Raw genomic sequence first — 19187 nt, 5'->3', positions numbered from 1 at the left:
TTAGAGCGTTGTCAAAAGCAGACTCGTCTCCGATTTAGACACGCCGTCCATGGCTCGGATGCCGCGCAGCACCCGCTCGAACTCGACGAGGTTTTCCGTATGGATTTCCGCGACGAGGTCCCAGGCGCCGTTCGTCGTGTGCAGCGCCCGCACTTCCGGAATGCCGCGCAAGGTCTGGATGGCGGCGAGCGTCTTCTGGCCCGTGATCTCGATCATCGTTATGGCGCGCACGGCATGCGGGTCGTCGGCTTCCGTCACGCGTACGGAAAAGCCGGCGATGACGCCGTCGCGCGTCAGGCGCTCGATGCGGTTCTGCACCGTACCGCGCGAGACCTTCAATTCCGCCGCAAGCGCGGAAAGCGAGGCGCGGCCGTCCTTGCGCAGCAAGGCGAGAAGTTTCCGGTCAATTGTGTCCATGGCCCTGCCGAAATGTCAGTTTGTGATGGCAAAATGGCAATCGGCCCTGCAATTTTCCCAAAAGATTGCCGTTTCGCTTGCCATCGTCCTTGGCTAGCCTTGCGCTTCCCTCAACGCAACCGCTTTCGGCAGGCCCATGTCCCTCACGAATGAAATCTCCGCTCGACGTGCCCGCGAACTCTCCCTGCTGATGACCCGCTGGCCGAGCGTGACGGGATCGCCGGACGAGGCGAGCTTCTCCGAAAAACTCCGGGCGCATCTGGCCGAAACACCCTATTTCCGGCAGCACCCCGACCGGCTCTTCACCGTTGACAGCCATGGCGAGCCGATGACGCAGAATGTCGTGGCGCTGGTGCGCGGCACCGGGCGCAGGACGATCGTGCTGGCCGGCCATTTCGACACGGTCTCCATCGCCAACTACGGCACGCTCGCACCGCTCGCCTGCGATCCGGAACCGCTGACGCAGGCGCTGCTGAAGGAACTCCGAAGCCGGCCGCTGAACGCAGCAGAGACGAAGGCGCTGAAAGATTTCGAGAGCGGCGATTTCATTGCCGGGCGCGGCCTGCTCGACATGAAGAGCGGCCTTGCGGCGGGCATCGCGGTGCTGGAGCGTTTTGCCGGGCTGGAGGCGCCGGAGGGCAACCTCCTCTTCGTAGCGACGCCGGACGAGGAAAACCGCTCGCGCGGCATGCGTAGCCTGCGCAATGCGCTGCCGGAGATCGCCCGCCGCTTCGACCTCGACATTGTCGGCGGCATCAATCTCGACGCGTCGAGCTGCGAGCGCGACGGCGAGGAAGGCCGCGCGATCTATCTCGGCTCGATCGGCAAATTCGCCCCCTTCGCCTTCGTCATCGGCCGGCCGACCCATGCCGGTTATCCCTTCAACGGCACCAGCGCCCACCGCATCAGCGCCGAGATCACCCGCGCCATGGATACGGTGCCAGAGCTTAGCGACGAGGCTTTTGGCGAGCGCTCGCCGCCGCCCGTCTGCCTGGAAGCCCGCGACATCCGCGACGGCTATGACGTGACGACGCCAGACCGCGTCTGGCTCTCCTTCAACTGGCTGACGCACAGCCGCAGCGCCAGCACCATCCTCGGCGATTTCCGCACCATCGTCGCCGGCGCGCTGCAAACCGCCCTCGACACCCAGGACGCCCACGCCGCCCGCTACCGCAAGCGCGATGCGGCGAAAACGCAGGGCACCGTGCTCACCTACGCGGAACTGCTCGCACGGCTCGATGCCGCGGCTCTTGCGCGGCTGGAGGCGCTCGACCGCTCGCTTTCGGGAGGCACGGATCCCCTGAAAGTCAGCCGCGAGATCGTCGCGGCGGCGGCGACCGAGGCAGGCATCGAAGGCCCGGCCGTGATCATCGGCTTCGGTAGCCTGCACTATCCGCTGGTGCATCTGGCGCAGGCCGAGGCCGGCCGGCAGATCCAGGAGCGGCTACAGCACGTGATGACCGAGGCCGCAAATCGGCACGGCACCTCGATCAAGTTCAAGCAGATCTTCGCCGGCATTTCCGACATGAGCTTCTTCGGCCACCGGCCGGAAGCAGGCGAGACCGGCTTGCTCGCCACCAACACCCCATCGGCAGCCTTCACCGACCATGCGCCGGACGGCCTGCTGTCGTTCCCCACAGTCAACATCGGACCATGGGGCCGCGACTATCACCAGAAATGGGAGCGCATGCACGCGCCCTATACGTTCGAAGTGCTGCCGGATCTAGTGTTCGAGTCGGCTGTGGCCTGCCTCGCAGAATAACCCCCCTCTGCCCTGCCGGGCATCTCCCCCTCAAGGGGGGAGATCGGCAAGATGCATGATCCCTACTCAAAAAGAGACGTTAGAGATGAGCGAGACGTCGCTCCATCCAATCTTCCCCCTTGAGGGGGGGATGCCCGGCAGGGCAGAGGGGGGTGCAGCGGCGCTGGCGCTTCTTTTCTCTCCAGCGAACGCCCGGATCAGGCAGCCAAGCGTTCTTTGCCGAGCAGGCGACCGAGGCGGGAGATGCCTTCCTCGATCGTCGCGGCGTCGGCGCAGGAGAAGCTGAGGCGCAGCGTGTTGGCGCCGCTGCCGTCGGCGTGGAACGCCTGGCCGGGCACGAAGGCGACCTTTTCCGTCTCGATGGAGCGGGCGAGCAGCGCCGCGCCGTCCATGCCGGCCGGCAGCGTGACCCAAACGAACATGCCGCCCTCGGGTTTCGTCCAGCTGACGCCTTCGGGCATGTATTTCTGAAGGGCGGCCAGCATGGCGTTGCGGCGCACGCTGTAGGCGGCACGGATCTTTTCGACCTGCGCGTCGAAACCGCGCTCGGCGACATGGGCGATCGCCATCTGGTTGATGGTGGAGGAATGCAGGTCCGCCGCCTGCTTCATCAAGAGGAGCTTGCGAATGACGGGGGCCGCCGCGACGATATAGCCGACGCGCAGGCCCGGAGCCAGAGTCTTGGAAAAGCTGCCGCAATAGATGGTGCGGGCGGCGTCGATATCGCCCTTGGCGGCGATTTCCAGCGCCAGGATCGGCGGCACGGCCTCGCCGTCGTAACGCAGCGACTGATAGGCGGCATCCTCGATGATCGGGATATCCAGCTCTTCGGCGAGCGTCAGCAGCTTTTCACGACCGGCACGGTCGACCGTCTCTCCGGTCGGGTTGGCGAAGTCGGCGGAGAGATAGGCAAACTTTACCCGCCCGCCCGCGTCCGCCGCCGTCGCGCGATAGGCGTCCGGCGTGCGGTTGCCGGAAAGGTTCAGCCGGTCATAGGTCGGCTCATAGGCATTGAAGGCCTGGAGCGCGCCGAGATAGGTCGGCCAGGTCACAAGCGCCGTGTCGTTCGGCGACAGGAAGAGCTTTCCGAGATAATCGAGGCCCTGCTGCGAGCCGGAGACGATGAAGACATTGTCGGCCGAACAGGGAATGCCGAGCTTGCCCATCTCGCCGGCAAGCCAGTCGCGCAGCGGCCTGTAGCCTTCGCTGACGGAATATTGCAGGCCGGCCGCGGCCCCCTCGCCCGAGAGCACGTCCGTATAGGCGGCGGAGAAGGCTTCCTTCGGAAACAGCGCCGGATCCGGAATGCCGCCGGCGAACGAGATGATGTCGGGCCGTTCGAGCAGTTTCAGCAGCTCACGGATTTCGGACGCCTTCATGCGCGACGCACGCGTCGCGAAGGCCTGTTCCCATTTGAACATAGGGGTTTCCTCGGTCTGTTGTTTGAACGCACCTCATCACGGCGCCGTTTTTATGTCAATAATGCTGACCTAAATATTCGCACCAAGAAGACATGCGCACGCGACCGAGGTTTCGTGCGGATTTAATCTCGCCGGAGCGGCGTCGCCCCGGCAGCCTTTTCACGCGGCGGACGCGCTCAGGTCGCCCGGTCGCTGTAGAGGCTGAGCAGCACCAGCGTGGCTATACTGCCCAGGATCAAGAGATCGAACCAAGCGAAGTATTGGATAATCGTGGTCATCGCACTATCCTCCTGACAGCGGAACGAAACACTACTGTATTTTGTTCCTGTTCGGCGCTTCGCGCAAGTTTATTACTTGCTGCACCGCAGCGCCGCGGAAGGATGCACTGCACTATTTCAGCTTTACTGAAATAAAAAAGCCGGGCGGAGGCCGCCCGGCTTTGCACGCCCGGAAGGGGCAGATGCGCTTAGTTGACCGCCTTGTCGACCAGCTTGTTCCTGCCGATCACCGCATTGCCGCAGGCATGCAAGCAAAGAACGGGGATCGGCGAGCCGCTTAGTTGACGGCCTTGTCGACCAGCTTGTTCTTGCCGATCCACGGCATCATGCCGCGCAGCTTCGCGCCGACTTCTTCGATCTGGTGCGAGTCGTTGTTGCGGCGGATGCCCTTGAAGCGTGCGCCGCCGGCCTTCCATTCCTGCATCCACTCGGAGGTGAACTTGCCGGTCTGGATGTCCGTCAGGACGCGCTTCATCTCGGCCTTCGTTTCGGCAGTGATGATGCGCGGGCCGGAGACGTATTCGCCCCACTCGGCAGTGTTGGAGATCGAGTAGTTCATGTTGGCGATGCCGCCTTCATAGATCAGGTCGACAATCAGCTTCACTTCGTGCAGGCATTCGAAATAGGCCATTTCCGGCGCATAGCCGCCTTCGACCAGCGTTTCGAAGCCGGCGCGGATCAGTTCGACGAGACCGCCGCACAGAACGACCTGTTCGCCGAAGAGGTCGGTTTCGCACTCTTCCTTGAAGTTGGTCTCGATGATGCCCGAACGGCCGCCGCCGACGCCGCAGGCGTAGGAGAGCGCGAGGTCAAGCGCGTTGCCCGAAGCGTTCTGGTGAACGGCAACGAGGCAGGGAACGCCGCCGCCCTTCTGGTATTCGCCGCGAACCGTGTGGCCCGGACCCTTCGGCGCGATCATGACGACGTCGACCGAGGACTTCGGCTCGATGAGGCCGAAATGCACGTTGAGGCCGTGTGCGAAGGCGATGGCTGCGCCGTCGCGGATGTTGCCGGCGATGTCGGCCTTGTAGATGTCGGCCTGGAGCTCGTCCGGCGTCGCCATCATCAGGAGGTCGCCCCACTTGGCAGCGTCGGCGACGGTCATGACCTTGAAGCCGTCGGCTTCGGCCTTCTTGACGGTCGGCGAGCCGGCCTTGAGCGCGATCACGACGTTCTTGGCGCCGGAATCCTTGAGGTTGAGGGCGTGGGCGCGGCCCTGGGAGCCGTAGCCGACGATGACGACATTCTTCGCCTTGATGAGGTTGAGATCGGCATCACGATCGTAATAGACGCGCATCGATGTTTCCTTCCCTTGCTGTCTGTTAAATTGAACCGGCGGTTCGTCCGGCCGGTCTTACCTTTTCGCGCCGTAGAGCGTCAGGAAGGCATCCACCGCCTTCTCCGCTCGCGGCGAGAATTCCTTTTTCAATGCACCGGCATCTTCCCCGAGCAGCATGCGCAGATGCATGTCGGAGACGATAAGCCCGTAGAGCGTGCCGTATGCCTCGTCTGCACTGTCGAAGGCAAGCAGCTTTGCCTTGCGGCCGGCTTCGAGCAGCGCTGCGGCGCGCTTGCCGATCTGCCGGCGGCCACGCTCCTGCAACAGGCGGCCGAGCCCGGCGCCCTCGCGGCTCGCCTGGCCGATGGCGAGGCGGTTCAGCGCCAGCGACACATCGCCCGAAAGCACGTCGATCAGGTCGCAGGCAAAAGCGAAGAGATGTTTGCGCAGCGTTTCCGCCGTCAGCGCACCGGCGCTCACCTCGACCGTGCGCACCTTGCCGGCCTGGTAGGTAATCATCGCGGAGATCAGCCCGTCGCGGTCGCCAAACCACTTGTAGAGGCTTTCCTTCGAGCAATTCGCCGCACGCGCCACACCGGCCGTGGTCAGCGCCCGCTCGCCGCCCTCGACCAGCAGGCCGAGCGCACGCTCCAGCACCGCGCCCTGACGTTCCGTCAGTCCCGCGGCGGCTGCGCCCGCTCTGCCCTGCTCCACGAAATGCACGATGATCCCCTGTCGAATTCTTGCGTACCGTACCGTACGGTTCGGCATCTTCTAGCGATCTCCGCCGGCCCGGTCAACAACCTTCTTGCAAGGGAGGGAAAGCGGGTGATTTGCAGGGTCAAATCCTGCTTCCAGGACCTGCTGCACCACGCAATAATCGCTGCAATGCACAACGACGAAGAAATTTTTATTCCGCTATGTCGCTGATTTGAAACAGAAGTCCTTCCAAATCGTTCAGGCACCACAGCGCGCACAAAATTTTTCGCTTCCCAAGACGTTTCCGATTGTTAAGATTTGTGAGACCTGCGGTGCAGCAGGCCGTTCTGGACAAGCGCGGCCGTGCCGGCATCGAGGCCTGAGTATCAGGAGTACGAAGCGAAACGCCCTTACGCCAAGGAGACAGAAAATGTTGAATTTCCTGCCAGACCTTCACGAAGGACATGCTCCCATCACTCTGCAGCAAGTGTTCGGCGACGCCCTGGAAGCCTTTGACGCCTGGGAAGACGAACGCGCCGAACCGATGGTGATCTACGAAGACCAGATCATTCCCATCGGCATCGTCTTCGAAAGCATGCGCGAGTGCACGGATATCCTGCCACGCACCATGGCGGAGATCGTTGCCGATACCCTTGCCCGCAATCCGGCCACCGCCGGCGCGGACATCCTCACCTTCGGCGATGCCGCCCGGCTGGCCGTGGCTCTCGTCGAACAGCGCCGCCTCTACGGCGAGGCTGCCATCGCCTCCTTCCTCGACCATCACCGCGTCGACAAGCGGCGTCCTGCCTGATCCAGAGAGAGTCCCGTTCCTGACGGGACTTTTTCTTTTCATCGCATGGGAATACGGGAATAAGGAACAGGTGCTACCCGTTATGGGAGTGCCTGCCCTCCTGCGACGGATTCCCGCCATGTTTCGCCTCGCCGCTGCCGCTCTTCTTCTCTCCGCCCTGCCCGCAATCGCCGCCGAGGAGCCGCCCTATGTCGGCACCTGGAATTGCGAGGTCGCGACCTTCACCTTCACAGCAGACACCTATGATTCGGGCGAAGGCCCCATGCCAATCGTCAAAAGCGAAAAGGACGGCGGCGCCTATACGCTGACCTTTGCCGACGACTACCGCATCGGCCTTGCCAACATCACCGACAGCGAGATGGACTGGGCCTCGGAAGCGAGCGGCGACATGTTTCACTGCAAGAAGATCGTGAAGTGAGGGTATGGCGATGAAAAGACTGCTGTTGGGTGCCCTCCTTACGGTTCTTGCCGCCGGCACGGCCGCTGAAGCCGCCGAAAACCGCTGCGGCTGGCTGCACAATCCCACGCCGGCGAACTGGTGGCTGAACGATGCCGACGGAAGCTGGACATTGATGACGCAGGGTGGCGGCGAGGAGCCTGACGGCATCGACATCATCCCGGACATTTCCGCCGGCGACTATGTGCGCACCAACGGCAATTATGGTTATGCCTGCGCCTGCATGAGCGTCGACACCGACGATGCCGACGGCCGCATCCTCGCCATCCATTCCTTCCGCCAGTTGCCGATCGCGAAATGCGCGAACGATCCGGCCCTCTCACCGCCGGATTGATCAAGCACAAAAGCCGGCGCGCTCCTGTCTTGACCCGGGGCGTCGAAGCACTTATTTCTCCCGCATCGAGATTTGAACGTTGACTTCTGCATTTGCAGGCGTACCCGCCTGCAGTACGAACCTACCCTTCAAATTCGACCTCCCATGGTTGCCAATCCGGCGACCGAAGATTGATTTGACGGCTTAGAAAGGTTTCGTCATGGCAACTGGTACCGTAAAGTGGTTCAACACGACCAAGGGCTACGGCTTCATTCAGCAGGACAGCGGTGAGCCGGACGTTTTCGTCCACATCTCCGCCGTTCAGCGCGCCGGCCTCACGGGTCTGGACGAAGGTCAGAAGGTCAGCTTCGAGCTGGTCCGCGACCGCAAGTCCGGCAAGATGTCGGCTGATCAGCTCGCCGCAGCCTGATCGCCGCCACGGCACTGAAATGGAAGGGCCGGTTTCGACCGGCCTTTTTTTATGCCCCCTATTCGGCGTGATCGACCGGCAGGCGCGATCCGCTCTTCAGCACCTCCATCGAGATCGAGGCGGAAACGTCGAAAAGCTCGACCTTGCGCACGATGCGCTTGTAGACCACGTCGTAATGCTCGACGCGCGGCAGCACGATCTTGAGAATATAGTCGTAGTTGCCCGTCAGCCGATGCGCCTCGACGACCTCGGGAATATCGGCGATCGCCCGGGAAAACAGCGCGATCCAGTCGTCGCTGTGATGTGCCGTCTTGATCAGCGCAAAAACCGTCGTCGGCACGCCCATCTTGTCGCGGTCGAGCAGCGCCACCCGCCCCGCGATATGCCCGCTTTCCTCCAGCCGCTGGATGCGGCGCGCGCAGGCCGAGAGCGACAGGTTTACCTTCTCCGCCAGCACGGCCACAGGCGCGCCCGCATCCTCCTGCAACAGCGCCAGCAATTTCCGGTCCCGCTCATCCAGCACGCCGAGATTCTCCGTTCAATTCAAAGATGGAGCAATGAAAGCGCGCAGATGACCAATTTTGCAAGAATAATTGGCGCCATAACGCCAAATCGATCGAAACTTTGCGAACAATCGCCGCAAAGGGCGCGGCATTCTGGTCGTCATGGACATCACCAGCGGGAGACGAGCATGAAGACGATCGGCCTTATCGGCGGCATGAGCTTTGAGAGCACGGCGGTCTATTACCGCATGATCAACGAGGCGGTGCGTGCGCGGCTGGGCGGCCTGCATTCGGCGGATGTGCTGGTGCATTCGGTGGATTTCCAGTCGATCGTCGATCTTCAGAAGGCGGGCCGCTGGGATGCCGCCGGCGAGCGCCTCGGCGCCGTGGCCGCCGGTCTCGAAAAGGCCGGCGCGGACTGCGTGCTGATCTGCACCAACACCATGCATCTCGTCGCCGATGCGGTTCAGGCCGCCGTCAAGGCGCCGCTCCTCAACATCATCGACGAGACCGCACGCGAAATTTTCGCGGCCGACAAGCGCCGCCCGCTGCTGCTCGCCACGCGCTACACGATGGAACACGGTTTTTACGCGGACCGCATGAAGGCGGCCGGCCTCGACGTTATCGTGCCGGATGACGCCGGCCGCACGCTGATCCACGACGTGATCTTCAACGAGCTCTGCCAGGGCAAGGTGCTTGAAACCTCCCGCGAGCGCGTGCTCGCCCTGATCGAGGCGGCACGCGAACAGGGTGCGGACTGCGTCATCCTCGGCTGCACGGAAATCTGCCTGCTGCTCGATCCCGAAAACCTGCCGCTGCCGGGCTTCGATTCGACCGCGATCCATGCCAGGGCCGCCGTCGATTTCGCACTTGGCCCAATCGTTGCCAGCAAGGCGGCCTGAGGCCGCTCAGGCCTCGCGTAGCGCCTTCTCCTGCCAGCGGCATTCCTCCAGCCCGGCCCGTGCGAACGGGTCGGCCAGCGTACCGGAGACGATCGCCGCGAGAATCTGCGGCGCCGGCGGAATTTTCGCGACGGTCGCGACCAGCCGGTCACGCAGCCAGGCGATCGCCTGCGAATCTGACTGGTAGAACGGCGTGAAGACATAGGAGAGAAGCTGGAACAGCCGCACATGGTTGCGCCGGGCGGCCGCATAGGCCGCCAGCCCCTCCTCCAGCGAAGCTGCCGATGACAAAGCATGCGCCAGCGCGGCCGCGTCGAGCAGCGCCATGTTCGCCCCCTGCCCGAGCTGCGGGCTCGTCGAATGGGCGCTGTCGCCGATGAAGACGATGCCATCCGCATAGGGCGGCAGCGTGGTGCGGTGGGCGTAGCGGGCGAGCGTCAGTTGCTCCCAATCCGTGATCTGGTCGAGGAAGGGCACCGTCTCCGGCCAATAGCCGCGAATGCCGGCCTTCCAGCGCTCCAGCCCCGCCTGTTTCACCGCCTCCGCCACCGCCGTCTTGAGGCTCCAGAAGAAGGCGGCCTTGCGCCCCTCGCCCGCATGCGCCCGCCCGACCGGCAGCACGCCGATCATCACCTTCGCGGCGTCATACCTTTGGGCAAGTGCGCGCGCATCATGCGCGATGCCGTCGCAATCGAGCGTCGCCCAGAAGGCGCCCCAGGGCAGCTCCCGAACACGCGGCGAGACGATGGAGGCCGCGACAAGCTGCGAGCGCGCGCCGGTCGCATCGATCACCAGGTCGTAATCGCCGACGATCTCGCCATCAGGATCGTGCAGTGCCGTGCGGGCCTGGCGGGTTTCCGCCTTGGCCAGCGTGATGCCGGTGCGGATGGGCAGCCCCTCGGCCACCACCGCATCATGCAGCACGGAAAACAGCGCCGCCCGGTGCACGGCTAGGCCATAACGGCCGCCGGAAAGCGCGTCGTAGCGCACGTCGAGCACGGTCCGGCCGCTGCGGGCATCCGCGCCGTGCAGCCGGTCGATGCGGTTGCCGAGCGCGTGGATCGCCGACGACAGGCCGAGGGCGTCGAGCACGGTGAGCCCGGTCGGCTGCATCAGCAGGCCGGAGCCGACGGGCGACGGCTGGTCGAAACGCTCGATGAGTTCCACCCGATGGCCAGCGCGCGCCAGGAAGAGCGCGGCCGCAAGCCCCGCAGGCCCCGCGCCGGCAATGCCGATATCCAGTCGCTTCATGCCGCCTTCCCCGGTGCGTCAGTCCTTCGCCGCGTCATAGACCAGGCGTGCAGCCCGGATCGCGCCGTGGTTCTCCGTAGACCACTGCACGAGGGAGCGCAGAAGCGCAAGGAAGGAGTGGCCGAGCGGCGTCAGCCCATATTCGACGCTGGGCGGCTGGGTGGGATAGACGGTGCGCGTCAGGTAACCGTCGCGCTGGAGGTCGCGCAGTGTTTGGGTCAGCATGCGCTGCGAAATGTCCGGAATGAAACGGCGGAGTTGCGAAAAGCGGCGCGGCCCGTCGGCAAGGCCGAGGATCATCAGCGAGGTCCACTTGCCACCAACGCTGTCCAGCACGTCGCGCACCGGGCAATCGTCCATTGACATGGCGATGCCATCGATCAGCATGACGCGTTCGCCCTCGGCGCGCTCGACGATCTTGTTCATAGAAGGTTCCCTCCAGGTAACCACCGCAGAAAAAACTGCCTCCTTTACAGGCTCTAGCAGATCACCAGATAAGAGCAAGTCTCAATAAGAGACCAACCCTCAGCAGGAACCGTAGGCGCCTCCCCGCCAGCCCTGCCAGAAAGGCCATAGACATGACCGACACAGTTCTCGTTACCGGCGCCTCCGGCCAGCTCGGCCGCCTCGTCCTCGACAAGCTCATCGCCTCCGGCAAGATCGCGCCCGCAAACCTCATCGCCACGACGCGCGACGTCTCCAAGCTGGAGGCCTATGCCGCCAAGGGCGTCACGGTCCGCGCCGCCGATTTCGACGATGAGGCCTCGCTCGACGCCGCCTTCGCCGGTGCCGGCAAGGTGCTGATCATCTCGACGGACGCGCTCGACAAGCCGGGCCGCCGCCTCGCCCAGCACAAGGCCGCGGTCGCCGCCGCAAAGAAGGCCGGCGCGAAGCACATTCTCTACACTTCCATGCCGCAGCCGGACGATTCGCTCGTCACCTTCGCCCCCGACCATCTCGGCACCGAACAGGCGATCAAGGCGACCGGCATCCCCTACACGATCCTGCGCGACGGCTGGTATGCGGAAAACCTCTTCATGTCGCTGCCGCACGCACTTCAGACCGGCTCCTGGTACACCGCCACCGGTGAGGGCAAGATCGCCCATATCACCCGCGACGACACCGCCGCCGCCATCACCGGCGCGGTGCTGAAGGCCGGCGACGAAAGCAAAACCTACACGCTGACCGGCCCGCAGACCCACACGGCGGAAGAGATCGCCGCCATCGTTTCCGCTGCAACCGGCAAGCCGCTTAATGTCGTGCATGTGACGGATGCCCAGCTTGCCGAGGGCCTGAAGGGCGCCGGACTGCCGGAAGGCTTCATCCCAACCATCGTCTCCTTCGACGCCAACACGCGCGAGGGCAAGATCGCGGTGGTCACCAGCGATGCCGAAACGCTCTCCGGCCGCCCGCTGACCCCGTTCGAGGACTTCGTCGCCGCCAGCAAGGCAGCGTTTCTCGGCTGATGATTTTTTGGTGCGGCGCTCATAAAGGGCGCCGCGCTGCCGTCAGACGTCCTGGCCGCAGGCGCGGCAGAAGCGGCGCACCGATTCCGCCATGCCATATTCCAGCGCATCGGCAGTCAGGCCGTGGCCGATCGACACTTCGGCAAGGCGCGGAATCCGCGCCACCAGCATCGGCAGGTTGGCGACCGTCAGGTCATGGCCGGCATTGACGTCGAGGCCGAGATCGAAGGCGATATCCGCCGTCTCGCCGAGCACGTCGGCAATGCGCTGGGCTTGCGCCGGATCGTCGTAGCAGCCGCCATAGGGGCCGGTATAAAGCTCGATCCGGTCGGCGCCGACCTCTTTCGCGATCGTCAACGCCTCGCGGTCCGGCGCGCCATCGGCAAAAACCGAGACACGAAGGCCAAGCTTCTTCAGCCGGCCGACGATATTGCCGAGAAGATTGTGGCTCCTGCGAAAATCCCAGCCATGGTCCGAGGTCGCCTGCGACGGATCGTCCGGCACCAGCGTCACCTGCTCGGGGCGATGCTCCTCGACGAGGCGCATGAACCCCTCTTCCGGAAAGCCTTCGATGTTGAATTCCAGGCTGGCGAATTCGCTGTCGATGAGGTTACGGATCGGCGCAAGGTCGGAGAAGCGCACATGGCGCTGGTCGGGCCGCGGATGCACGGTAAGGCCGCTGGCGCCGGCCTGAAGGGCGATCCGGCCAAGGCTCGTGACGCTCGGCCAGGGCAGGTCCCGGCGGTTGCGCAGCATGGCGATGGCGTTGAGATTGACCGACAGTTTCGCAGGCATGACGAAGCGGGCTCCTGTTGCAGGAGACAGGTCTAGCCTGTTGTTTCCACAAGGGCAATCGCCGCAAGAGCCGCAGGAACAGGCCGCGCACGCGATTTGGCCGGGAGGGATCGCCTCGCCCCTTGCCCATCATCAAGAATCACCGATAAACTCCCCCAGAATTTTGGGGATAGCGCGCTCTTGCGCCTCTATATCGGAACGGGAAGGAAACCAGGCAGCGAAGATGGCCTCCTCTGTGGCAACACCATGAGCAGGACCGACAGGCCGGCGTGCGATCTCGTGCGGCGCGCGCTCAACGCCGTCATCACCAGCGAGACTTTCGCCCGTTCCGAGCGGCTGCGCTCGTTCCTCTCCTACATCGTCGAGAACGAACTGTCCGGCAAGGCGGCCCAATTGAAGGGCTACAGCATCGGCATCGACGTCTTCGCCCGTCCATCGGGATTCGACGCCGGCAACGATCCGCTGGTACGCGTGCAGGCCGGCAAGCTCAGGAAGCTTCTCGAACACTATTACGAGACGGAAGGTGCGGCGGATCACCTGCGCATTCGCGTTCCGCTCGGCAGCTACGTTCCCGAATACAGCATCCTCAAGGACCGCCCGGAACCGGCCCCGCCCGTGGCGGCCATCGCGCGTCCGGTGGTGCGGCAGAAGCCCGCGCCGCGCCGCTCCTGGCTGCCGGCGCCGATCTCCTCGCCGATCGCCCTGTTCTCGCTGTTGCCGCTGTTCTTCCTGGCCCCTTCCGTCTACCCGGAGGCGACCAACGCGGCGATCGCCAAGGCGCAGCTCGTGCTTTCGGTGCAGAACCGGCTTGCCGGCCGCGCCCAGGCCCTTCCGAGCCTGCACATCGTGCAATGCTGGCCGTCGGGCGGCGAATGCAATGCGCTTGCCCGCGCCATCGCCGGCTCCGCCGGCTATCACCGGACCGTGCATCTCGTCGACAAGCGCGAGGCGGCCGACACGCATCCGCTCTCATATTCGATCCGCATCGAGAATCGGTCGGACGGCCACGGCATCTATGCGCGCCTGATCCACGAACAATCCGGCGACACGGTCTATGCGCGGCATTTCTCCCCCGAGCAGCTGCGCAGCAAGGCGGGCATCGCCTACGAGGCCGTCAATTTCGCCGCCCGCACCCTGTCGGCGACCGGACCGCTCTATCGCCACGCGATGCGCACGGGCACGGCAAGCGGCACGATGGAATGTCTTGCGCACAGCGAACAAGGCCCGCCGCGCGGCACGCCCCCGCTCGGCCGGCCGTCCGCCTGCACGCTGCAGCCATCCGCGGCCTTGGCCGAAGCACCGATTCCGGACGGAACGAGCTTCAGCCTGACCCGGTAGCACTCGCCTTTTCCTTGCAGCCCGCGCGCCCGCGCCACCAGAAAATACATCCCTAGATATAACGATAGGCACGCCCAAGCCTTGGGTTTATTTTACGATGCTGGGCGGATTGGTAATGTGTGCCGCTCGGGTTCATGATCCTGCACAATCGCGTCGCGAAACGGATCGGAGACCTTTGCGCGATCGTATACAGTTCCACCGGCCTGCACAGCCGGAGGAATGGTGGGCATTGTCCGCCGGCTCTAGATCCAGACTTCACGGGGAAGAGGATTTTTGCCGGCGACCGGGGGTTAAGCACATGACCAGATTTCTTATTTGCGGGCCGCTTTCATGATGACCAATGAGTCGAAGAAGGCCGACAGCCGGACGGGCGCGCGCAAATCCATTCGTTTCCTGCCCGTCGCACCCTTGCCGGAAAACCTGCCGGAAGGGCGCCTTGCCATTGCCGACATGGCGAACGCCTTCGGCGTGACCCATCGCACGCTGCATTTCTACGAGGAAAAGGGCTTGCTGACGGCGGCCCGCGTCGGCCCCATGCGGGTCTACGGCCCGGAAGAAATCCAGCAGATGGCGGTGGTCAACACCTGCCGCGAGACGGGCATGCCCGTCGCCGTGATCCAGGAACTGCTGGAACACCTCTCGGCGGCCGAAAGCCAGGAGGAAGCCGACGGCGTCTTCCGCAACGCCATGACCGCCCGCAAGCGCGAACTCGCCGCACAGCAATCGACGATCCGCCGGCAGATGCAGCAGATCAACGAGCTGCTCGATTTCAGCGCCGCCCACGAGAGCGAGACCAACGACAACACGCCCAGCGCGAGCCTCGCGGCGGCGGAGCTGCGTTGCCTCACCCTGATGGCGGAAGGTTACCCGACGAGCCGCATCGCCCGCGCACTCGAAATCGAGCCCGGCGAAGTGCAGGTGATGGAAAAGAACATCATCGCCAAGTTCAACAGCAACAACCGTTTCCAGGCCGTCGCCAAGGCGGTCATGCTGGGCATCGTGGGCCACTAAGGCCAGCGAACGGGCCGGACATGACGACCGGCCCTTCTATCCGCTCCCCGATGGGCGGTCCGTCGTACGGGGTCCTGGCTACCGGACGATGGTGAGCGTTTCCGCGGCGCGCGTGATGGCGGTGTAGAGCCAGCGTTCGCGCGTGTCGCGGAAAGCAAAACTTTCATCGAACAGCACGACATTGTTCCACTGCGAACCCTGCGCCTTGTGCACGGTCAGCGCATAGCCGAAATCGAAGTCGTCGTAGCGCTTGCGCGTCGTCCAGGGAATTTCCTCGGTGACATTCTCGAAGGCGGCCTTCAGCAGCTTGATCTTGGCCGCGCCGCGATCCATGTCGTCGTCTTCCGGCCGGATCATCAGGTTGATACCGGGCTTCACAGTCTCCTTGGACGAACTCATCACCTGCCAGAGCGAACCGTTAAGCAGGCCCTTGGCAGGATCGTTGCGCAGGCAGACCAGCTTGTCGCCGGATTGCGGGTATTCGGTCGTAAACCCCTTGAGTTCGCGAAGCCGCTGGTTGTAGCGCCGCCGCGTCTTGTTGGTGCCGACAAGCACCTGGTCGGCATCAAGAACCAGCGACTGATCGACCTCGTTGCGCCCGATGACGCGCGCTGCGCCATAATCGCCGTAAGCGATATCGCCGCCCTCGCGGATCTGCATGGCGAGATGAAGAATCGGGTTATCGCGCGCCTGCCGATGAATATCCGTCAGCAGGTAGTCCGGCTCCTGGTTGGTAAAGTAGCCGCCGCCGGAGACCGGTGGAAGCTGGCCGGGATCGCCGAGCACGAGGATCGGCGTGCCGAAGCTCATCAGGTCCTTGCCGAGCGCCTCGTCGACCATCGAGCACTCGTCCACGACGACGAGCGCGGCCTTGCTGACGGGGCTCTGGCGGTTGATCGTGAACATCGGCGAGATCGAGGTTTTGCCCGTCTCCTCGTCCGACACCTCTTCCTCGCCGCGCGAACGATAGATCAGCGAATGGATCGTGCGGGCATTGGTGGCACCCTTCGAGCGCAGCACCTGCGCCGCCTTGCCGGTGAAGGCGGCAAACAGCACCTCGCCATCGACATTTTCGGCAAAGTGACGCGCCAGCGTCGTCTTGCCCGTGCCGGCATAACCGAACAGCCGGAACAGCGGTGCGCGCCCTTCCTTCAGCCATCGTGCGACGGCCTTCAGCGCTTCATCCTGTTGGGGTGCAAATTCCATGCCCGGACTTGGCAGGATTCGCGCCCGCGAAGCAAGGGGCGGGACGCCGAGTTCACAAGAGTGCCGAAGGAATCGCCTACCCCCTGATTTGACCCTGTTCGCCGCGCGCGCTTGCCTGTATTGAGACGCGAACCTTCCGGAGCGATGATTTGCCCGCCTCCCGAAATCCGAACGACGAAACGAGCGCACCAAGCGGCGCCGGCCGGTTGCCGGCCTGGCTGCAATGGGGCCTTGTCGGCTGCCTGTCGCTCTTCACCACGGTGCCGCTGGAGATCGCCGGCTTTCCCGCCGCCCTCCTGATGGGGCCGATGCTCGCCGGCATCGCCGTGGCGCTTGCCGGCGGCACGATCCGCCTGCCGCGCATCTTCTTCTTTTTCGTGCAGGTCGTGCTGGCGCTGATGATCGCCACCATGGTGTCTCAGGATTTCGTCGGCACGTTTACGGAAAACTGGCTGCTGATGATGTTCGTCGTGCTCTCTGTCATCGGCATGAGCGCGTTCTCCGGCTGGATGATCGCCCGCACCGGCCTCCTGCCGGGCACCACGGCGATCTGGGGATCGTCCCCCGGTGCCGCCTCCACCATGCTGATGATGGCGGAAGCCTATGGCGCGGATGCGCGGCTCGTCGCCTTCATGCAATATCTGCGGGTCGTCTTCGTCGCGAGCGTTGCGACGCTGGTCGCCCATTTCGGCGGCCATGACGGCGCCGTGATACCGCCGCATGCCTGGTTCGAGCCGGTGCCGATGCTGCCGCTGGCCGCCATGCTGGTGATCGGCGTCACCGCCGGCCTCCTCGGTCAGAAGCTGCGCATCCCGGCCGGCGCCTTCCTGCTGCCCTTCGCGCTCGCCGCGGTGCTGAACTCCTCCGGCACGGTGACGATCCAGTTGCCGCAATGGCTGCTGGTCATCGCCTTCACCCTGCTCGGCTGGAACATCGGCCTCGGCTTCACCCGCGCCATCCTCATGCATGCGCGCCGCGCGCTTCTACCGACCGTCGTCTCGATCCTGGCGCTGATCAGCTTTTCCGGCCTGCTCGCCGGCCTGCTGATCCTCGTCCTCGGCGTCGATCCGCTCACCGCCTATCTCTCGACCAGCCCCGGCGGGCTCGACTCGATTGCCGTCATCGCGGCATCGAGCAATGTCGACATCGCCTTCGTCATGACGCTGCAAACGGCACGGCTGATTCTCGTCACGCTGATCGGGCCGTGGCTCGCCCGATTCGTCGCCGACCGGTCTTAATCCGGCGCATTCTCCAGCAGGATCGGCTTGCCATGCGGCGTCGCCTCGGCGGCGCGCTCCCAGCGGTGGGACAGCGCATCCTGCTCTGCCTCGCTCGCCACGCCATGCTCCGAAACGAGCGACGAAAGGGCGGCGACCCAGCAATCGAAATAGTCGCGGCCATCGTCGGCGCGACCGGGACGATGCACCTCGTGCGACAACGCCGCCGCCCACTCCGCCCAGGTGAACACGCCCTGCTCGTGCAGGCGCACCGTCATGGCAAAGGCCTGCGCCTGCCAGGGTTCTGCGAAAACCGGATCACCCTCGGCGGATTTCGGCAGGCCGGGAGAATCGGCCGGCGTCTCACACCGGCTCAAGATAGCTCTCCCACGCATCGATCGACACGGTAAGGCCCGGTGCCGCGCCCTCGCCCCAGATCTCCCCGCCGTCAAAGACGACGGTATAGACCCATTGCGGATTTTCACCCCGGCCATGCGCGTTGTCGTCGGGGAAGACGAAGGAGCCCTGCACGGTCTCGACCACGCCGACCTTGTCGCGCGCATAGCGCGGCAGGCGGGTATGCGTCGTCGGATTGAAGTTGCGCGTGCGCACCCGCTCGCCGGCAGCAAAGCGCGGCGTGGTGTCGAGCGGGCGGTCGCACGGCCCGCCCTTCGCCAGGACGGCGGCCACCATGTCGGCCTTCAGCACGCGCTTCGGCGCCGCACCCTTTTCCAGCATCCTCCCCTCGGCCAGTTCCGCCGCGCTGACGAAACCGTGCCGCTGAAGCAGCACCTCCAGCGCGCGGATCCAGATCTCGTAATAGCTCGCAGCGAGATAGGTGGCGGGCGGGATGTTTTCGCGCGCATGGCGGCTTTCATCGAGCGTCCAGGCGCCGAAGGCGCCGCAGGAAATCGTCACGCCCAGCGCCTGCCGCTCCCATTCGGCGTGGAAATACGGCTCGTTGGGCTCGGGGGCGACCGGCCCCATGCCATGCTGGCCGCCAAGGTCGTGCGGTCCGTTCATGGCCGTGCCTCCGGCGCAAGCGCCAGCCCGGTGCCGATCATGGCGTCGCGCGTCACGAGATCGGCAAGTGCTGCCTGGTCGAGCCCTTCCGTGCCCGCGGGCCGCTCGGGAATGACGAGGTAGCGCAGTTCCGCGGTCGAGTCCCAGACGCGGATTTTCTTGTCCGGCGAAAGCGCTACGCCGAATTCCTCCAGCACGCCGCGCGGATCGATCACCGCGCGTGACCGATAGGCCGGCGCCTTGTACCAGACGGGCGGCAGGCCGAGCACGGACCAGGGATAACAGGAGCAGAGCGTGCAGACGACGAGGTTGTGCGTCTGCGCATCGTTGAACACCGCCCGCATATGCTCGCCCTGCCGGCCGGTATAGCTGAGGCTGGCGATCGCCTCCGTCGCGTCCCGCCGCAGCCAGTCGGCGAAGTCCGGTTCCGCCCAGGCCTTGGCGACGACACGCGCGCCGTTGCGCGGGCCGATCTTCGTCTCGTAGGTCTCGACGATGGCGTCGATCGCCTGCGGATCGATCAGCCCCTTCTGCGTCAGGATGGTTTCGAGCGCACGCACCCGCGCTTCCATCGGCGAAAAATGGTTGTCGTTGTGATGGTGGTCGTC

The 19187-nt window shown here is 64.5% G+C and carries 22 protein-coding genes; 10 read left to right on the top strand and 12 right to left on the bottom strand.

Annotated features, from left to right (window positions below; all coding sequences use genetic code 11):
• Positions 1 to 417 carry an Lrp/AsnC family transcriptional regulator gene (locus J2Y63_RS16520; RefSeq protein WP_319317729.1) on the bottom strand — a complete coding sequence of 139 codons (417 nt, stop codon included), beginning with the start codon at positions 415 to 417 and terminating at the stop codon, positions 1 to 3.
• 136 nt (positions 418 to 553) lie between these two features.
• Here J2Y63_RS16520 and J2Y63_RS16515 point away from each other — a divergent pair, with 136 nt between their 5' ends.
• Positions 554 to 2179: a M20/M25/M40 family metallo-hydrolase gene (locus tag J2Y63_RS16515; protein ID WP_435266976.1), complete on the top strand. Its 1626-nt coding sequence runs from the start codon at positions 554 to 556 to the stop codon at positions 2177 to 2179.
• 197 nt (positions 2180 to 2376) lie between these two features.
• Here J2Y63_RS16515 and J2Y63_RS16510 read toward each other — a convergent pair whose 3' ends face one another.
• The 3 genes from J2Y63_RS16510 to J2Y63_RS16500 form a co-directional block, all read right to left on the bottom strand.
• Complete coding sequence (locus tag J2Y63_RS16510; RefSeq protein WP_435266975.1) at positions 2377 to 3600, bottom strand: PLP-dependent aminotransferase family protein; 1224 nt, start codon at positions 3598 to 3600, stop codon at positions 2377 to 2379.
• 555 nt (positions 3601 to 4155) lie between these two features.
• Positions 4156 to 5175 carry a ketol-acid reductoisomerase gene (gene ilvC / locus J2Y63_RS16505; RefSeq protein WP_256117012.1) on the bottom strand — a complete coding sequence of 340 codons (1020 nt, stop codon included), beginning with the start codon at positions 5173 to 5175 and terminating at the stop codon, positions 4156 to 4158.
• A 57-nt stretch (positions 5176 to 5232) separates the two neighbouring features.
• Positions 5233 to 5880: a TetR/AcrR family transcriptional regulator C-terminal domain-containing protein gene (locus J2Y63_RS16500; RefSeq protein WP_435266974.1), complete on the bottom strand. Its 648-nt coding sequence runs from the start codon at positions 5878 to 5880 to the stop codon at positions 5233 to 5235.
• Positions 5881 to 6286: 406 nt separating this feature from the next.
• Between J2Y63_RS16500 and J2Y63_RS16495 the strand changes: the two genes are divergently transcribed.
• From J2Y63_RS16495 to J2Y63_RS16480, 4 genes are all read left to right on the top strand, one after another.
• On the top strand, positions 6287 to 6667 hold the full coding sequence (locus J2Y63_RS16495) for a hypothetical protein (RefSeq protein WP_435266973.1): 381 nt from the start codon (positions 6287 to 6289) through the stop codon (positions 6665 to 6667).
• Positions 6668 to 6785: 118 nt separating this feature from the next.
• Positions 6786 to 7085 carry a hypothetical protein gene (locus J2Y63_RS16490; RefSeq protein ID WP_256117017.1) on the top strand — a complete coding sequence of 100 codons (300 nt, stop codon included), beginning with the start codon at positions 6786 to 6788 and terminating at the stop codon, positions 7083 to 7085.
• A 10-nt stretch (positions 7086 to 7095) separates the two neighbouring features.
• A complete protein-coding gene (locus J2Y63_RS16485; protein ID WP_435266972.1) occupies positions 7096 to 7458 on the top strand; it encodes a DUF4087 domain-containing protein in 363 nt (120 codons plus the stop codon).
• A gap of 199 nt (positions 7459 to 7657) precedes the next feature.
• Complete coding sequence (locus tag J2Y63_RS16480; protein ID WP_256117019.1) at positions 7658 to 7867, top strand: cold-shock protein; 210 nt, start codon at positions 7658 to 7660, stop codon at positions 7865 to 7867.
• 58 nt (positions 7868 to 7925) lie between these two features.
• Here J2Y63_RS16480 and J2Y63_RS16475 read toward each other — a convergent pair whose 3' ends face one another.
• Entirely contained in the window at positions 7926 to 8390 is a 465-nt protein-coding gene (locus tag J2Y63_RS16475; protein WP_256117020.1) for an Lrp/AsnC family transcriptional regulator, read from the bottom strand.
• A gap of 168 nt (positions 8391 to 8558) precedes the next feature.
• Between J2Y63_RS16475 and J2Y63_RS16470 the strand changes: the two genes are divergently transcribed.
• Positions 8559 to 9272, top strand: a complete 714-nt coding sequence (locus J2Y63_RS16470; protein WP_435266971.1) for an aspartate/glutamate racemase family protein — start codon at positions 8559 to 8561, stop codon at positions 9270 to 9272.
• A gap of 6 nt (positions 9273 to 9278) precedes the next feature.
• Here J2Y63_RS16470 and J2Y63_RS16465 read toward each other — a convergent pair whose 3' ends face one another.
• On the bottom strand, positions 9279 to 10523 hold the full coding sequence (locus J2Y63_RS16465; RefSeq protein ID WP_435266970.1) for an FAD-dependent oxidoreductase: 1245 nt from the start codon (positions 10521 to 10523) through the stop codon (positions 9279 to 9281).
• An 18-nt stretch (positions 10524 to 10541) separates the two neighbouring features.
• Positions 10542 to 10949: a winged helix-turn-helix transcriptional regulator gene (locus J2Y63_RS16460; protein WP_256117024.1), complete on the bottom strand. Its 408-nt coding sequence runs from the start codon at positions 10947 to 10949 to the stop codon at positions 10542 to 10544.
• A gap of 152 nt (positions 10950 to 11101) precedes the next feature.
• Between J2Y63_RS16460 and J2Y63_RS16455 the strand changes: the two genes are divergently transcribed.
• Entirely contained in the window at positions 11102 to 11989 is an 888-nt protein-coding gene (locus J2Y63_RS16455) for an SDR family oxidoreductase (protein ID WP_435266969.1), read from the top strand.
• A gap of 42 nt (positions 11990 to 12031) precedes the next feature.
• On the opposite strand, the gene J2Y63_RS16450 is transcribed toward J2Y63_RS16455, so the two are convergent.
• Positions 12032 to 12784: a pyridoxine 5'-phosphate synthase gene (locus tag J2Y63_RS16450; protein ID WP_435266968.1), complete on the bottom strand. Its 753-nt coding sequence runs from the start codon at positions 12782 to 12784 to the stop codon at positions 12032 to 12034.
• Positions 12785 to 13030: 246 nt separating this feature from the next.
• On the opposite strand from J2Y63_RS16450, the gene J2Y63_RS16445 reads away from it, so the two are divergent.
• Positions 13031 to 14122, top strand: coding sequence for a hypothetical protein (locus tag J2Y63_RS16445; RefSeq protein WP_435266967.1), 1092 nt, complete (start codon positions 13031 to 13033; stop codon positions 14120 to 14122).
• 333 nt (positions 14123 to 14455) lie between these two features.
• The gene (locus tag J2Y63_RS16440; RefSeq protein ID WP_435267202.1) at positions 14456 to 15133 is read left to right on the top strand and encodes a MerR family transcriptional regulator; all 678 of its coding nucleotides are present in this window, start codon (positions 14456 to 14458) and stop codon (positions 15131 to 15133) included.
• Positions 15134 to 15211: 78 nt separating this feature from the next.
• Here J2Y63_RS16440 and J2Y63_RS16435 read toward each other — a convergent pair whose 3' ends face one another.
• Positions 15212 to 16339, bottom strand: a complete 1128-nt coding sequence (locus J2Y63_RS16435; RefSeq protein WP_435266966.1) for an ATP-dependent DNA helicase — start codon at positions 16337 to 16339, stop codon at positions 15212 to 15214.
• Positions 16340 to 16488: 149 nt separating this feature from the next.
• Here J2Y63_RS16435 and J2Y63_RS16430 point away from each other — a divergent pair, with 149 nt between their 5' ends.
• Positions 16489 to 17577 carry an AbrB family transcriptional regulator gene (locus J2Y63_RS16430; RefSeq protein ID WP_435266965.1) on the top strand — a complete coding sequence of 363 codons (1089 nt, stop codon included), beginning with the start codon at positions 16489 to 16491 and terminating at the stop codon, positions 17575 to 17577.
• On the opposite strand, the gene J2Y63_RS16425 is transcribed toward J2Y63_RS16430, so the two are convergent.
• The 3 genes from J2Y63_RS16425 to nthA are packed head-to-tail and all read right to left on the bottom strand — an operon-like array spanning position 17574 to position 19151.
• A complete protein-coding gene (locus tag J2Y63_RS16425; protein WP_435266964.1) occupies positions 17574 to 17933 on the bottom strand; it encodes a nitrile hydratase accessory protein in 360 nt (119 codons plus the stop codon). The genes J2Y63_RS16430 and J2Y63_RS16425 overlap by 4 nt on opposite strands.
• Entirely contained in the window at positions 17920 to 18579 is a 660-nt protein-coding gene (nthB, locus tag J2Y63_RS16420; RefSeq protein WP_435266963.1) for a nitrile hydratase subunit beta, read from the bottom strand. Before nthB ends, J2Y63_RS16425 begins: the two co-directional genes overlap by 14 nt.
• A complete protein-coding gene (nthA, locus tag J2Y63_RS16415) occupies positions 18576 to 19151 on the bottom strand; it encodes a nitrile hydratase subunit alpha (protein ID WP_435267201.1) in 576 nt (191 codons plus the stop codon). The genes nthB and nthA overlap by 4 nt, the downstream gene beginning before the upstream one ends.
• Between the last annotated feature and the right edge of the window lie 36 nt (positions 19152 to 19187).

The organism is Shinella sp. BE166, from assembly GCF_051201095.1.
GTDB lineage: Bacteria > Pseudomonadota > Alphaproteobacteria > Rhizobiales > Rhizobiaceae > Shinella > Shinella lacus.
The sequence above is the reverse complement of the archived record's forward strand: the minus strand, read 5'-3'. Positions and strand labels throughout refer to the sequence as shown.